At 60.5% G+C, this 12,985-nt stretch carries 13 protein-coding genes; 4 read left to right on the top strand and 9 right to left on the bottom strand.

Annotation, left to right across the window (positions count from 1 at the left end):
- Window positions 1-33: 33 nt before the first annotated feature.
- The 9 genes from JFT66_RS21510 to JFT66_RS21550 all read right to left on the bottom strand — a co-directional run bounded on the left by JFT66_RS21510 (window position 34) and on the right by JFT66_RS21550 (window position 9,716).
- Window positions 34-633, bottom strand: coding sequence for an ABC-type transport auxiliary lipoprotein family protein (locus tag JFT66_RS21510; protein WP_003124411.1), 600 nt, complete (start codon window positions 631-633; stop codon window positions 34-36).
- A gap of 92 nt (window positions 634-725) precedes the next feature.
- The gene (locus JFT66_RS21515) at window positions 726-1,655 is read right to left on the bottom strand and encodes an MlaD family protein (RefSeq protein ID WP_000433686.1); all 930 of its coding nucleotides are present in this window, start codon (window positions 1,653-1,655) and stop codon (window positions 726-728) included.
- A 91-nt stretch (window positions 1,656-1,746) separates the two neighbouring features.
- Window positions 1,747-2,559 (bottom strand): ABC transporter ATP-binding protein, encoded by an 813-nt coding sequence (locus JFT66_RS21520; RefSeq protein ID WP_024944155.1) that lies wholly within the window; start codon window positions 2,557-2,559, stop codon window positions 1,747-1,749.
- A 5-nt stretch (window positions 2,560-2,564) separates the two neighbouring features.
- A complete protein-coding gene (locus tag JFT66_RS21525) occupies window positions 2,565-3,722 on the bottom strand; it encodes an MlaE family ABC transporter permease (RefSeq protein WP_000063629.1) in 1,158 nt (385 codons plus the stop codon).
- The gene (locus JFT66_RS21530; protein WP_000837791.1) at window positions 3,719-4,339 is read right to left on the bottom strand and encodes a DUF3313 family protein; all 621 of its coding nucleotides are present in this window, start codon (window positions 4,337-4,339) and stop codon (window positions 3,719-3,721) included. Before JFT66_RS21530 ends, JFT66_RS21525 begins: the two co-directional genes overlap by 4 nt.
- A gap of 15 nt (window positions 4,340-4,354) precedes the next feature.
- Window positions 4,355-4,786, bottom strand: a complete 432-nt coding sequence (locus tag JFT66_RS21535; protein WP_000055206.1) for a DMT family transporter — start codon at window positions 4,784-4,786, stop codon at window positions 4,355-4,357.
- Window positions 4,783-7,887: an efflux RND transporter permease subunit gene (locus tag JFT66_RS21540; RefSeq protein WP_003092293.1), complete on the bottom strand. Its 3,105-nt coding sequence runs from the start codon at window positions 7,885-7,887 to the stop codon at window positions 4,783-4,785. Before JFT66_RS21540 ends, JFT66_RS21535 begins: the two co-directional genes overlap by 4 nt.
- 24 nt (window positions 7,888-7,911) lie before the next feature.
- Window positions 7,912-8,943 (bottom strand): efflux RND transporter periplasmic adaptor subunit, encoded by a 1,032-nt coding sequence (locus JFT66_RS21545; RefSeq protein WP_225984323.1) that lies wholly within the window; start codon window positions 8,941-8,943, stop codon window positions 7,912-7,914.
- 131 nt (window positions 8,944-9,074) lie between these two features.
- Entirely contained in the window at window positions 9,075-9,716 is a 642-nt protein-coding gene (locus JFT66_RS21550) for a TetR/AcrR family transcriptional regulator (protein ID WP_023093369.1), read from the bottom strand.
- Window positions 9,717-9,816: 100 nt separating this feature from the next.
- On the opposite strand from JFT66_RS21550, the gene JFT66_RS21555 reads away from it, so the two are divergent.
- From JFT66_RS21555 to JFT66_RS21570, 4 genes are all read left to right on the top strand, one after another.
- Entirely contained in the window at window positions 9,817-11,220 is a 1,404-nt protein-coding gene (locus JFT66_RS21555; RefSeq protein WP_000078291.1) for an efflux transporter outer membrane subunit, read from the top strand.
- A 93-nt stretch (window positions 11,221-11,313) separates the two neighbouring features.
- The gene (locus tag JFT66_RS21560) at window positions 11,314-12,219 is read left to right on the top strand and encodes a LysR family transcriptional regulator (protein WP_000405670.1); all 906 of its coding nucleotides are present in this window, start codon (window positions 11,314-11,316) and stop codon (window positions 12,217-12,219) included.
- A 32-nt stretch (window positions 12,220-12,251) separates the two neighbouring features.
- Window positions 12,252-12,515, top strand: coding sequence for an EexN family lipoprotein (locus JFT66_RS21565; RefSeq protein ID WP_000717310.1), 264 nt, complete (start codon window positions 12,252-12,254; stop codon window positions 12,513-12,515).
- 58 nt (window positions 12,516-12,573) lie between these two features.
- Window positions 12,574-12,891, top strand: a complete 318-nt coding sequence (locus JFT66_RS21570; protein ID WP_000539741.1) for a DMT family transporter — start codon at window positions 12,574-12,576, stop codon at window positions 12,889-12,891.
- Window positions 12,892-12,985: the final 94 nt, after the last annotated feature.

Genomic DNA, 12,985 nt, shown 5'->3' on the forward strand with positions numbered 1-12,985 from the left:
TTTGGCCCTAGCTTCTGTGCTCCGTTAAGACGACTAGTCTGTGCTTATCGACGACGCTGTGGGTGCATGGTTGCTTGCCAATTCCGGTGCAACTCGCAAACGCGCTGCCCCGACCTGAACTGCCCATTCAACGATCTGCCCGGCCAATATATCCGTGGCGACACCGAACGCGCTCACCACATCGGCCTCTCGCTTGCTGCCTGTGGCTTGGATTGCTTCGAAGCGTCTACTGGCAATAGCAGTCCGTTTGGCCGGATCGACCAGTTGCACATCGAGCCGAACCGCGGCGATCGCTTCAGTGCCGCGGTATTCGAGCTGGAACGCCCGCAGCGTACTGCGCAACTCCATATCGGCGCTCATTGGGGTGCTATCGGTAATCACGGAAGTCGACCGCCCATCGCGCATGAAGGCTTCGACGATTCGGTCACGCAGCAGCACCGGTGCGGGGTCGGCCCAACGCACTCCTTGCCAAGCCGACAAGCGACCATCGGGCTGCGCAATGAACAGCCGCTCCGAATCCAGGACGCGACTACTCTCAGGGGCGTAGACGCGCAGCGCCCCGGGTCCCGGAACGGCGCGCGGCGTACTCTCCGCCTGGGCGATGTGATAGTCGGGCAATTTGTAGGTGACCATTGGAGCTGCTTTGGGAAGCACACTGCACGCGGACAAGCCGAGTACTAGCGTCATAGTCACGGCAGCGACGGGAATCATCCTGGCGGAAGTGTTCACGGCTTGGTTTCCTCAATGTTCTCTCCACCGAGCAGGTATTGCGCCGGATTGCGATCCAGTCGGCGCAGCACGGTGTTTAGATTGGCCAGCGCCTGCTGGAGTTCGTGCATGGCAGGACCTGTGGCGGCCAAGCCCTGGTTCAGCGATTCCTGATTGTTTTGCAGTAGCGTCTCAACCCTGAAAGCGGCGCGTTCGAGGGATGCCGTTGCATCACGCGTGTTCACCATGATTTGCTTACCATCGTTATTTAGTAGCAGGTTGGCATCGCGAAGAGTGCTATTTGCTTGGCGCACGGCAGCTGTCGATTCTCTGCTTGCTTCGGTCAGATTGCTGATTAACGTCGCGATCTCGGCCCTCTGGTCAGCGACCGCGCCCGTGGTCTGTTCAAGATTCACCAGACTGCGGTGCACAAGAGCCAAATTCTCCTTCGACAGTAACTCCTGCGTGCGCAGCAAGATGCCGTTGAGTGTCGTCATGCTGTTCCCCTCACCGGAGACCAGGGATGCCATCGCCGAACGTGGTGCGAGGATCAACGGTTCCTCGTCCTCTCTCCGATCCAGCAATGGCACGTTTGGCCCACCGTCGCTCAACTCGATCACCGCGTTGCCGGTAATTCCCGTGATGACCAATTCAGCGCGGGTATCCTGCCGGACCGGGATGGTGGCATTGATGCGTACGCGCGCTATCGCCCGCCTTGGGTCTCGCGGTGAAAGAGAAAGTGCAACGACTTCGCCAATCGTGATTCCGCTGTACTGAACCTGGCTGCCGGGCGTAAGCCCGGTCACTGGCTCATCGAACATAATCCGGTAATACTGGTAATCGTGGTCGGAACGTGTGTCGCTGAGCCAAAGCGCGAAGCCAATACCAATCGCACCGAGCAGCACGACGAACAGACCAATGAATACATGATGGGCACGTGGTTCCATGATCAGACCACCTCGTTCTCAGAGTTTAAATATTGCGTGCGCCCAGCCCAATGCGTGCGCGACGGAAGAATGATGCAGATGCGGAGGGGTTTCATGGCTGCGTCTCTTGGCTGGAAGCACCAGTGGCCTGTGCGGCCGCACGGCCACGGGGGCCGTGAAAGTATTCCTGTATCCACGGGTGCTTGAAGCGCTCGACTGCCTCGATGCCGTCGTTGATGAGTACCTTCTGGTTCGCCAGGACCGCGACACGGTCGCATATGGTGTACAGCGTATCGAGGTCGTGGGTTACCAGAAACACCGTGAGGCCCAGTGCATTGCGCAGGGTCAGAATCAATTGGTCGAAAGATGCAGCCCCGATTGGATCCAGTCCTGCGGTGGGTTCGTCAAGAAACAGGATGTTCGCATCAAGCGCCAAGGCTCTCGCCAGTGCTGCTCGTTTCACCATGCCTCCGGACAACGAGGCCGGATACTTGTCTCCCGCTCCGGCAGGCAACCCCACCAAGCCCAGCTTGCTTCTTGCCAAACGCTCGGCAAGAGGCCGCGCCAGACCGACATGCTCGATCAAAGGAAGAGCGACGTTCTCCAAGACGGTCAGCGATGAATACAACGCGCCCTTCTGGAACAGAATGCCGAACCTTCGCTCCATACGCGCGCGCGCAAGCCATTGGGCTCGCAGTAGGTCGCGCCCCCCGATACGGACCACGCCCGAATGCGGCTTCTGCAGCCCGACGACGCTACGCAAGAGCACGGATTTCCCGGTGCCTGACCCTCCCACCACGCCAAGGATTTCCCCGCGCCGCACGTCCAGGTCTAGGTCCTGATGGACCTGCTGGGTTCCAAACCTGTTGTCCAGGCCGCGCACTTCAATAGCGTGTCGCACACCGTTGTCGGTGTCTTGCTTCACCGCGCTCACCAGCCCATCTCCATGAAGAACAGTGCAGCGATGGCGTCTATCAGGATCACCATGAAGATTGATTGCACGACACTAGACGTCGTGTGGTCGCCTACCGACTCAGCGCTACCGGCGACCTTGAACCCTTCATGGCAGCCGATAGCGGCGATCATCACCGCGAAGAGCGGGGACTTGCTCATTCCGACAAGAAAATGGCGCACCTCGATTTTTTCCTGCACGATGGCAAGGAACTGTGCGGGAGGAATTTCCAAGCTCAGTGCGCATACGGTGGCGCCGCCCGCAATGCCAGCCAAGATGCCTACTAAGGTGAGCAGTGGCAAGGACACAAGAAGCGCCAGCACGCGTGGCAGCACCAGTAACTCGATGGGGTCGAGCGCGTTGGAGCGAAGCGCATCGATCTCTTCATTTGCCTTCATCGAACCGATTTGGGCGGTGTACGCGCTTGCGGTACGGCCTGCAATCAATATGGCCGGGAGCAGCACTCCGAACTCGCGCATGAACGAGAAGGCGACCAGATGCACCGAGAAGATGCTCGCACCGAAGTTGGCCAGCACCGTTGCTCCCAGGAACGCCACCACCATTCCTACCATGAAGCTCAGTAGCGCCACGATGGGAATGGCGTCCACCGCTGATCGCTGGATTTGAGCGATCACCGAGGTCGCGCGCCAGCGACGCGGGTGACGAACGGTACGGCTCCATGTTTCGATGATCTGGCCCACGAACCCGGCCAGACCAAGACACGCACGACAGCCCTGTTCCAAGGTCAGGCCTATGCGTCCCAGACCGCGGAGCAGAGGATTCCCGCTCACCGCTGCTTTCTCCGTCTTCTGCTGATCGGTAGCAGCGGCGGCCAGCGCTCTCATTAGGGCGAGGCGATCCGAGGACAGATTTGGAGCTGCCTCCGGCCGGTCGAGTATCGAGTCTGGCCCGAGAATTTCCACCAGCAGAGCCGCGCCGGCGGTGTCCAGTCTCTGGACTTGCGTCCAGTCGAGTAAGGGAGTGGCGTACCCCTCGGCATGACTGATGCGGGCGGCGGACACGGATTTTGCCAGACTGGCGTAGTGCTCTATCGTCCAGTCGCCACCCGCCAGCCATTTGTGATCACCGCCGACCATGGCATCCTGCCGGAGCCAAGCCTGTGAAGCGTTGCTCATGGCTGCGTGTCCCGCCAAGCGCTGTCGATGCGCTCGATGCAGTTCGTGATCGCCGCTTTGGCATGACCCAGCAATGTGTACGAACCGGCGAACTCTTTAATGACGTTGCCGCGCTCGAAGCAACTGGCGGCAGCAACCCGGCGTCCCGTCCTTAAATCGACTGCTTCGAACTCTAGGCTGGCACCACCCGTCGTCACGGGTCCAACCAGCAGGGTCGTCATTGCATTGACTGCCCGATTCGGTGTCTGCAGTTCGGTGACCGCTACACGCACCCGAACCTGTCCCGCGCCACCTGGGGGGGCGGGACTTTTGCCTTCCTGGCGTTTCAGTTCGCTCGTCACATGGTCTAGCACTTCGCGCTGCTGCGCGTCATCGAGCCCATCGATGCGACCCGAGGCGGTCTTGATCTGCGCTTCTTCCACCACGACAGCGGCATAACGCTTGGGCTCGAATCCCGCTGCGCGGTACATCAGTACGTTCTCGTATCGTGTCGGCGATAACTTCTCGTAGTCGCCGAGAAATCCGGAGCGCGTCATGCTGTTGGTCGCGCATCCAGAGAGCGCGCCTGCTACGCAAAAAAAGATGCCGCCGCGGATCAATGCAGTTTTGCTCTTCATAATGGGTCTCCTTGATCAAACGAAACTAAGACAGGCAATGCCTGCTGCGATGAGGGCGGTGCCAGACCAGCGCGTTACCGATGCGACATCGCCTAGTAGGAGGGCGCCGACGCCCAAGTTTCCAAGTAGCCCGATTCCTGCCCAGGCTGCAGAGGCCGCGCTGATCGGAATCCGCTTGAGCGCGAACCACAAAAGTGCGCCGCTGGCCGCCATGCACGTCACTGCCACACAGAGGCCGACCCAGCGCATCGGACCGCCCGCCGTGATGGCCCGCAGGCCCAGTGGATAGCCCGCTCCTAGAACCCCTGCGGCAATGACAATCGACCAGGATTTCCAGATCAGCGGATGGGTGCTGAATCGCATAAGCCTAGCGAGACATACGCATGAAGCGTGGGTGCATACGAATTCTGAGAATGCGCAGCACGCGGCGGCTCGCAAGAGACTCATGAGCGATCTCCATGCGCGGTGGCGACACTCAGGTTCCACGGCCCAATTCGCTTGATTCCAAACAGGACTTCGTAAAGCAGCGGAATCAAGCCCAACGTCACCAGCGTTCCGAGTGCCAGCCCACCGATCATCGCGATCGCCATCCCTTTCCATAATGGTCCGGAGAAGAGCATGAGTGGCACCAGTCCCGAAATGCAGGTGACCTTGGTCATCACGATTGGACGAAGCCGTTGTATCGCGGCCCCAACCAAGGCTTCATGGCGTGGCAGGCCTTCCGCTAGCCCCTGGTCGATGCGTTCCAGCAAGAGCACGGCGTTGTTGACAATGATCCCGAACAGGGCCAGTACGCCGAAGGTCGCCATGAAGCTGAAAGGTGTGCCGGTCAGCTTCAGAGCCAATACCACGCCGATAAGCGTGAAAGGGATCGTCGCGAGGATCACACCGAGCTTGCGGAAAGAATTGAACTGCCATACGAACAGCATCAGCATCGCCAGAAATGCGAGGGGCATGTAGGTCGACAGCGCGGCGTTCGATTCGGCGGCTTCCTCGATCTCGCCGCCAAGTTCAACCGAGTAGCCCGCGGGCAGGTCCAGGGCAGCGACGCTAGGCGCCAGGCGGTTGATGATCTCCTGGGCGGTGTAAGAGGTGTTCTGTCCTTGCACGGTGATCGTGCGGATGAGATTGCGCCGTTGGATGACCGAGGGCTCGCTCGCGAGCGATACGTCTGCGACCTGAGCCAGCGTCACCGCTGGACCGCCGTTGGTGGGATAGATGAGCGTCGCGCCTACGTCTGCCGTGCTGCGACGCTCGCTTACGATACTGCGCAGGACGATCGGGACGGAGGTGTCACCGTCGCGAATAACCGAGATCGATCTGCCGCTGTAGCGGACATCCAGCCCGCCAGCGATGTCTTCAGTCGTCACGCCCGCCCGACGCGCGCGGTCCTGGTCGACCCGTACGTCGATGCGGCCAACGCGCGTATCCCAATCGTTCTTGACGTTGATGGTGCCGGGCAGCTTGCGCAGCGCTGCTTCGATTTTGGACGCGGCCCCCAACAATACCTCCTCATCCGGACCGCTGACGCGATAAATGGCAGTCCCTGACTCGGTCGCACCGAGCGAGAAACGCTTGGGCTCGGCGCGCACGTCGCCATGTGCTTGCGCAAAGTAGCTGCGGGTGCGGGCGAGGACGGCGTCGATGTCGCTCTTCGGCTTCAATGTGACAACGAAGTACGCGATGTTCGATGCCGGCAGTGGTGGATTCAGGCTAAGGATGAAGCGCGGGCCACCATCGGCGACGTAGCCGATGTGATCGGAGACTTCTGGATTGATGTTCGTGTCGCCCAGCCAACCACTGATCTGCTTCACGCGGGCGAGCGTTTCGCGCGAGTCGGTACCGGGGGCGAGCTGCACCGGAATCTGGAACTGAAGCCGGTCGGACTTGGGCATGAAATCGTACGGCAGGGTGGTGAAGCCATACAGCGCAATGGCAAGCGCCGCGATCATCGACGCTACATAGACCGCCTTATGGTGGAGCACCCACTCCAGTACGCGCCGGTAGCCACGGTAGAAGCGGGTGTCATAGGCGTCGCCCTGCTCCTGCTTGTGATGGGGTTTGGCGAAGTGGTAGCACAATAGGGGCGTGACAGTCAGGCACAGCAGCCACGAAGCGAACAACGTCAGTGCCAGCACGACCACGAGATTGTGCAGATACTCGCTCGTGGCGTTCTGGCCAAAAAAGAACGGCGAGAACACGATCACGATCACGAGCGAGGACGTGAGCAGCGGAATGGCGAGCGTGCGGCCCGCCTCGAGGCAGGCATGCTTACGATCTTCGCCACCGGCCAGGCGGCGTTCGATGTCTTCGGCAATCACAATGCCGTTGTCCACCAACAAGCCGAGCGCAATGATGATGGCGCCCATCGAGACGTTCTGAAGCTCGATGTTCATCGCGCGCATGACGATGAGTGCACTGAGGATCGTCAACGGCACGATCATGCCCACGATGATCCCGGTGCGCCAACCGAGAAATAGCACGACGACACCGAGGACGACGATGATCGTCTCCATCATGACGTGGTTCATTTTGCCCATCTCGTGCTTGACGACATCGGCCTGGAAAGTGACGTATGACAGATCGAAACCCGCCGGCAGCAGCTTCTCCTGGTCTGCAACCCGTGCTTTGAGCGCTTTTCCGAACTGCTCCACGTTCTGACCGGAGGCCATCGAAACCGCCATGACGACAGCGGGCTGGCCTTTGTAGATGGCAGCAGATTCCGGCGGATCGGCTGGCCGCACACTCACCTGCGCCAGTTCACCCAATGCGATCGTCGGCACGGGCGCCGTACTACTTTGCGGTCGTGGCAGCGCGATCGGCATTGCTCGCAGGGAGGGAGCGTCACGCACTTCGCCACTGACCGCCAAGGTTGCATTGATGCCGCCGACAACAATTTGTCCACCCGAAGCGACGACGTTCTGTTTGACGAGTTGGTCGATCACCCCCTGTGGTGTCAGCTCCAATCGCGCGAGCCTAGGCCGATCGAATTCGAGATAGACGCGCTCTTCCTGCAGGCCGTAGAAAGTGATGCGCTCAATACCAGGCACGGTGTACAGGCGGTCGCGCATCTGCTTGAGCGCGACGCGCATCTCGCTCATGGAGTAACCTGGTGCAGTGACCGCAATCGAGGCAACCGCGACGCGGCCGAAGTCTTCGTCGACGAAAGGCCCCATCGTGCTCTGTGGTAAGGCATCCTTCGAATCGGCGACCTTGGCCCGGACGCGCTGCCAGATCGGTGCCAAGTCGGTGTAGCGGTCCCAGATCGTGACCTGGATCATGGCGCTGCCTGCGCGCACGGTGCTCGTCACGCGCTTGACCTCTGCCAGTTCGCGCAAGCGCTCCTCGATCGGCCGGGCAATGAGTTGCTCAACGCGTTCGGCGGGCAGCCCCGGGTTCAACGCCGTGACCATCGCATCGCGGACCGTGACAGTCGGCTCCTCCTGAGAAGGAAAATTCAGGAAGGTCGCGATGCCGGCGACGAAAATGATGAGCGCTACAAAGTAGGTAAGTCGACTGGCGCGCAGCGCCATCTCGGTGATCTTCATGATGAAGTAACCTGGTGGATCGCGTTAGCGCTTGGTCAATTGAGTGGTGGCTTCCAGTGGTGTCACTGGCTGTCCATCGGTGAGCCATCCTCCTCCGGCGGCAACCACCGTCTCGCCGGGCTTGAGTCCAGCGAGGACGCGCGCGCTGTCTCCTTCCTGTACCGGCGTGAAGCGCACCGCGCGACGGTGCACCTTCTTATCTTCAGGGGTGTAGACGAAGACGGAAGCCTCGCCCGGCTTCGTGCCGAGCACCAGCGAGGCATAAGGTATGGATACAGTCTCGGGCCGAGAGGTCTTGGAGGTTGCCGCAGGTGCGTCGAGCACGACCTGTACGGGAATACCTGGCCGAAGTGCGCGCGCTTGCGCGTTATCTTCAGGCACTAGCACCACGGGTAGGAGCGAGCCATTTTCGGCGCGCAGACCGACACGACGTACCACCGCTCGGATTGGTTGTTCGGCTCCGCTCCAGCTCAGTTCTGCGCGTTGGCCGACATCTATGTGAGGTGCCTGTGTAGTAGACGCGTTCGCGATGATCTCAGTGCCACTGCGCACGCCGTCGACCTGAAATACCGGCGCACCAGCAGCAATGTCGGTGAACGCCAAAGCCAGCTTTTCCGCCACGACACCATCGAAAGGAGCGACGATCATCGTGCCACGTTGTGCTCGTTCGGCCAGGCCAAGCGCCGCCTTGGCAGTGCGCGCTTGACCCTCTGCGACCGCTAGCTGCGCCTTCGCGCTCTCGAACGCAGCAGGGGAGATGACTTCGCTTTCGAGCAACCGGCGCTGTTGATCTGTCTGTACACGTCGATCCATCAGGCCGGCTTCGGCGGCCGCCAGGGATGCTTGCGCTTGTGTCACGCGAAGCCGGTCAGGTTGCGCATCAAGTTCTGCCAGGACTTGGCCGCGGGAGAACCGTTCACCCACGTCGACGTTCAACTTGGCGATCCGTCCTCCTGTTTCAAATCCTAGGATGCTGCGCTCGGTTGCTCGCGCCGAGCCAGTCAATTCGATGCGAGAGCTATGCGGGAGATCCGACTGCGCGGCGGCGAGCTTCACTGCGCGCGGAGGCTCGGATACGGTGGATTGCGAGTTTCCGCACCCTGAGAGCAGAGTCGAAATGGATAGTGTGCAAGCAACCGCCAAGGAGCGCGGTGCGCACGCGGTCATGACACCGCTACGGACGCGACTCATGTGCGTCCTTTTGCCGGGACAAGTTCGAGATGGCCCGAGGCGAGATCCTGGAGCGCCCGAAAGAAATGCCGCCGCTCTGCGGGTGCGAGTATTGGCAAACCCAGAAGATCGGCGAACAGGGCGCCATCCAATGCCAGCATGATGAGTGCCGCGGTCTCGGTGCCACGCGGGGATCGACGCACGCGTTCGTACTGCACGCGGTACCACTCGCGCAGTGGGTCGAGAAGTGTTGGATCTTCCGCAGCTGCCGCGAGCAGCGCTGCGCCCATCTTCTGCATCTCGTCGTCGGGCATCGCTTCCACCTGGCTCGACAGCCAGGGGTCCGGATCTCCGGCAAACCTGCGCTCGTGATTGGCTTGTACCGCGTCGAACGCCCGGATCATCTCGTCGATCAGTGTCACGAACAAATCGCGTTTGGTCTTGAAGTGATAGAGAAACGCCCCTTTGCTCAACCCGGCCCGCACAACGACGGCGTCCAGTGTCAAGCGACTGGCACCTTCCTCCAGCACCAGTTCGCGGGCGGCCTGCAGGATGCGGTCGCGAGTTCGCTGGGCTCCTTGCTGGAGGCCGGGCTGCGCATCGGCGCTGCTATGGGCAGTGGACGGGGGGGGCAACTTTGTTTTCGCGCGGGGCGGCATGGTCGTGCTCCAAAAAAGCTTGAGTCATATACAGTCCAGACGGTATAGTAGAAGCCATACAACAGTCCGTCAAGACTTTTTCGGAGCGCAAGGAGCTGCCATGTCTCAAATTCTTGAACGCTATCGCCTCATTGCCATGATTTCTCCGCTACTGCTTCTTGCGGCCTGCAGCCATGCCCCGCACTCTGCCGATCCACCTCGCCTGGATGTACCGGCCCATTTCTCAAATGAAGAGGGAGGTGAAGGCATCTTGGACAAATCGTCCCGCCGTACTCTTCCCGTCGATTGGTGGACGGCCTACGGCGATCCGCACCTCAATGCCTTGGTCCGGGCGGCGCTGGAGCGCAATACCGAACTGACGATTGCGCGAGCGCGCGTGGACGAGGCATCGGCCGCCACGCGGCGAGCACGGGCCTCCCTGCTCCCCTCGTTGTCCGCGGGCACGCAGGCAACTCGAGGACGCGACTATTCAGAGAACGTTGCAATCGGCAATGATGGCCGCGCCACGTTGTCCGCATCGTGGGAGGCAGACCTGTCGGGACGGCTTTCGCAGGCAGCAGAAGGTGCGCGCCTGGATGCGGTGGCAGCCGAACAAGCGTGGGTTGCCACGCGGTGGCAGGTCGCGTTTGAAACAGTGTCGGCGGCTGTGCAGCAGCGCCAAGCCAGTGAGCTCGAAGCGCTAGCCGCGGCGCGGCTGGCATCCGCAGAACGACTCGTCTTGCTGATGCAACGGAAGTTCGAGGCCGGACAAGCTACCGGCTTCGACATCGAGCGTACCCGCGCCGGCGTCGTCGCACTGCGCGTGGAGCAAGAGCAACTGCGGCGTGCGCGCGGCGAGGCGACGCATGCACTCGATGTACTAGTGGGACAAACGCCCGGAGCGCCTGCAGCTTCCCCAACTCTTGCGTCGCTCGCCGTCCCGGACTGGACACCGACACGCATACCTGCGGACCTGCTGAGTGAGCGGCCCGACGTGCGCGCCGCCGAAGCGAAGTTCGCCGCCGAAACCGCGCGCTGGAACGCAGCCGAAGGCGAACGCTTCCCCAGGCTGGTGTTGGACCTGAGCGGCGGACGGCAGCGCGTAGAGAGTGTGGGAACCCGCATCACTGGAAACATTTTTTCACTTGGGGCCGGGGTGTCGTTGCCGATCTTCGATGGTGGCGCGATCCGTGCCGGCATCGAGACCGGAGAGGCGCGCAGCCGAGCTGCCCGTGCGGAGTTCGAGCGCACTTTGTTGAGTGCTTTGCAGGACGTAGAGAACGCATATCTCGGTTGGCATACGCAGCACGCAGCACTGGAGCATCAGGCCGAGGGTGTCGCAGTCGCGGAGCGTCAGCTCGATCGCAGCCGACGTCTGTTCGAGGCGGGACAAGTGGACGCCACGGTGGTGGCCGAGGCTGAGGCCGGGGTGCTGTCAGCGCAGGCTTCGCTGATCCGCACGCGGGCCGAGACAGCCATGCAATGGGGCGTCCTGGCAAAAGCATTATCCGGCTCTCCTGTTTGATCGCAGAAACATGCTGGAGCAGCTTGCGAAGGCTAGCTAAATAGCGTGACGCAAGGCGAAGGTGGTGAGGCCTGAGTGATGAGGAATGCGAACATGGAAATTCGACACCTGCGCTACTTTCTGGCGGTGGCAGAGGAGCTGCACTTTGCCCGAGCCGCAGAGCGCCTCCACATAGAGACATCGCCGCTGTCGCGCGCCATCAAGGAACTTGAGGAAGAGTTGGGCGTAGCGCTATTTGCGAGAACCACTCGGAGCACCCGCTTGACTCGTGCGGGCAGGCTCTTCTTTGAGAGCGTGCCGCGTGTCTTCGCAGCTTTGCAGCAGGCGCGCGACAGTGTGAACGCCGCAGCCAATGGCTTTCATTGCCAGCTCCGTATTGCATTGTCTGATGGAATCACGCCATCGCGCCTGCCTGCGTTGTTGGCGCTCTGCCGGCAGGAAGAGCCGGAAGTGGAAGTTCGCTTCTTCGAGGTGCCTTTGGCACAGCAAATCAAGGGATTGTGTGGCGAACTGTACGATCTCGGCTTCGCTCAATCGGATGAAGTCGGCGAAGGCATCATCGCCGTGCCGGTGTGGAGTGACCCTCTGATGGTAGCTGTGCCCGCACGGCACCCCTTGCTATCCCACAAACAGATTCCCCTAGAAGAGCTGTTGCGGTATCCGCTGGTGCTCTGCGACGCGGTGGCGTGTGAGGGCCATGCTCGGCAAGTTGAACGGGTGCTACGTCGCGTGGACATAGAGCCACTGATTGCCGAACGCGTGACTTCCAGCGATCTAATGATGGTCCTGGTTTCGGCGGGACTTGCACTAGGCCTCACAGGAGGCGCGCATATCACAGCCAGCAGGGAACAGGGGGTGGTCGCACGGCCGCTGACTGGACGTTCGCCAATGCTCACGACCTATCTACTACGGCCGGCCAGCGAGCCGTCAGAAATGCTGACTCGCTTCATGGAACGCGTTCATTCGATCAAATCTCCAGATGCCAAAGGTCGGCGGTAAACCATCACACAATCTCCCAAAGAAAATTAACCATGAAGAAGATTGCTCTCATATTGCTTTCCTCGACATTGGCAGCCTGCAGCCCATCTGGGAAACCAGATAAAGCCAACCTTCCGACAGTCGATGAATTAGCGCTCAATCCTGAGCGTCTGAAAGAGTTGCGCAAGCAATGCAAGTTGGATCGACCAATGCTGGGCGACCAACTATGTAACCGGGTTGCCGAGGCTACGCGAAAGCGCTTTTACGAAGATGGCGATGTGCCCCACACCACGCCTAAAGAGCCGCCGAAGTTCTAAGCTGGTGGTCATGCCGGAGTATGTATGCCGGATATGAAAAATTTGAAGGAGAATCGCAATGGGTTGGATCTATCTTGTTTTGGCTGGATTGTTTGAAATCGGATGGCCGGTCGGGCTGAAAATGGCGCAAGAGCCAACATCGCGTTGGAGTGGGGTCGCAGTAGCCGTCTCTTTCATGACAATTAGCGGCGCCTTCCTATGGCTTGCTCAGCGTCAGATACCGATTGGGACTGCTTATGCGGTGTGGACGGGTATCGGAGCGGCGGGAACTTTCTTAGTCGGAATTCATTTCTATGGCGACCCAACCTCCCTGATGCGATACCTTGGCGTGGCGTTGATCATCCTGGGCGTTATCACGCTCAAGTTATCGAGTTGATCGCTAGCTCCATTGGTAGCGTAGTCGCTAGGCGACCCAGCTCCCAGAGTGGATCGGGCGCTGGGAACTCGTACGGTCACCTCCTCTCTCTAGT

The sequence above is a fragment of the Pseudomonas sp. MF6755 genome, assembly GCF_016405635.1.
Taxonomy (GTDB): Bacteria; Pseudomonadota; Gammaproteobacteria; order Pseudomonadales; family Pseudomonadaceae; genus Aquipseudomonas; species Aquipseudomonas haemolytica.

Bases quoted from the DNA above. Each gene is read 5' to 3' on its own strand.
- JFT66_RS21510 (WP_003124411.1), bottom strand. From the start codon at position 633: ATGGTCACCTACAAATTGCCCGACTATCACATCGCCCAGGCGGAGAGT.
- JFT66_RS21515 (WP_000433686.1), bottom strand. From the start codon at position 1,655: ATGGAACCACGTGCCCATCATGTATTCATTGGTCTGTTCGTCGTGCTG.
- JFT66_RS21525 (WP_000063629.1), bottom strand. From the start codon at position 3,722: ATGAGCAACGCTTCACAGGCTTGGCTCCGGCAGGATGCCATGGTCGGC.
- JFT66_RS21530 (WP_000837791.1), bottom strand. From the start codon at position 4,339: ATGAAGAGCAAAACTGCATTGATCCGCGGCGGCATCTTTTTTTGCGTA.
- JFT66_RS21535 (WP_000055206.1), bottom strand. From the start codon at position 4,786: ATGAGTCTCTTGCGAGCCGCCGCGTGCTGCGCATTCTCAGAATTCGTA.
- JFT66_RS21540 (WP_003092293.1), bottom strand. From the start codon at position 7,887: ATGAAGATCACCGAGATGGCGCTGCGCGCCAGTCGACTTACCTACTTT.
- JFT66_RS21550 (WP_023093369.1), bottom strand. From the start codon at position 9,716: ATGCCGCCCCGCGCGAAAACAAAGTTGCCCCCCCCGTCCACTGCCCAT.
- JFT66_RS21555 (WP_000078291.1), top strand. From the start codon at position 9,817: ATGTCTCAAATTCTTGAACGCTATCGCCTCATTGCCATGATTTCTCCG.
- JFT66_RS21560 (WP_000405670.1), top strand. From the start codon at position 11,314: ATGGAAATTCGACACCTGCGCTACTTTCTGGCGGTGGCAGAGGAGCTG.
- JFT66_RS21565 (WP_000717310.1), top strand. From the start codon at position 12,252: ATGAAGAAGATTGCTCTCATATTGCTTTCCTCGACATTGGCAGCCTGC.
- JFT66_RS21570 (WP_000539741.1), top strand. From the start codon at position 12,574: ATGGGTTGGATCTATCTTGTTTTGGCTGGATTGTTTGAAATCGGATGG.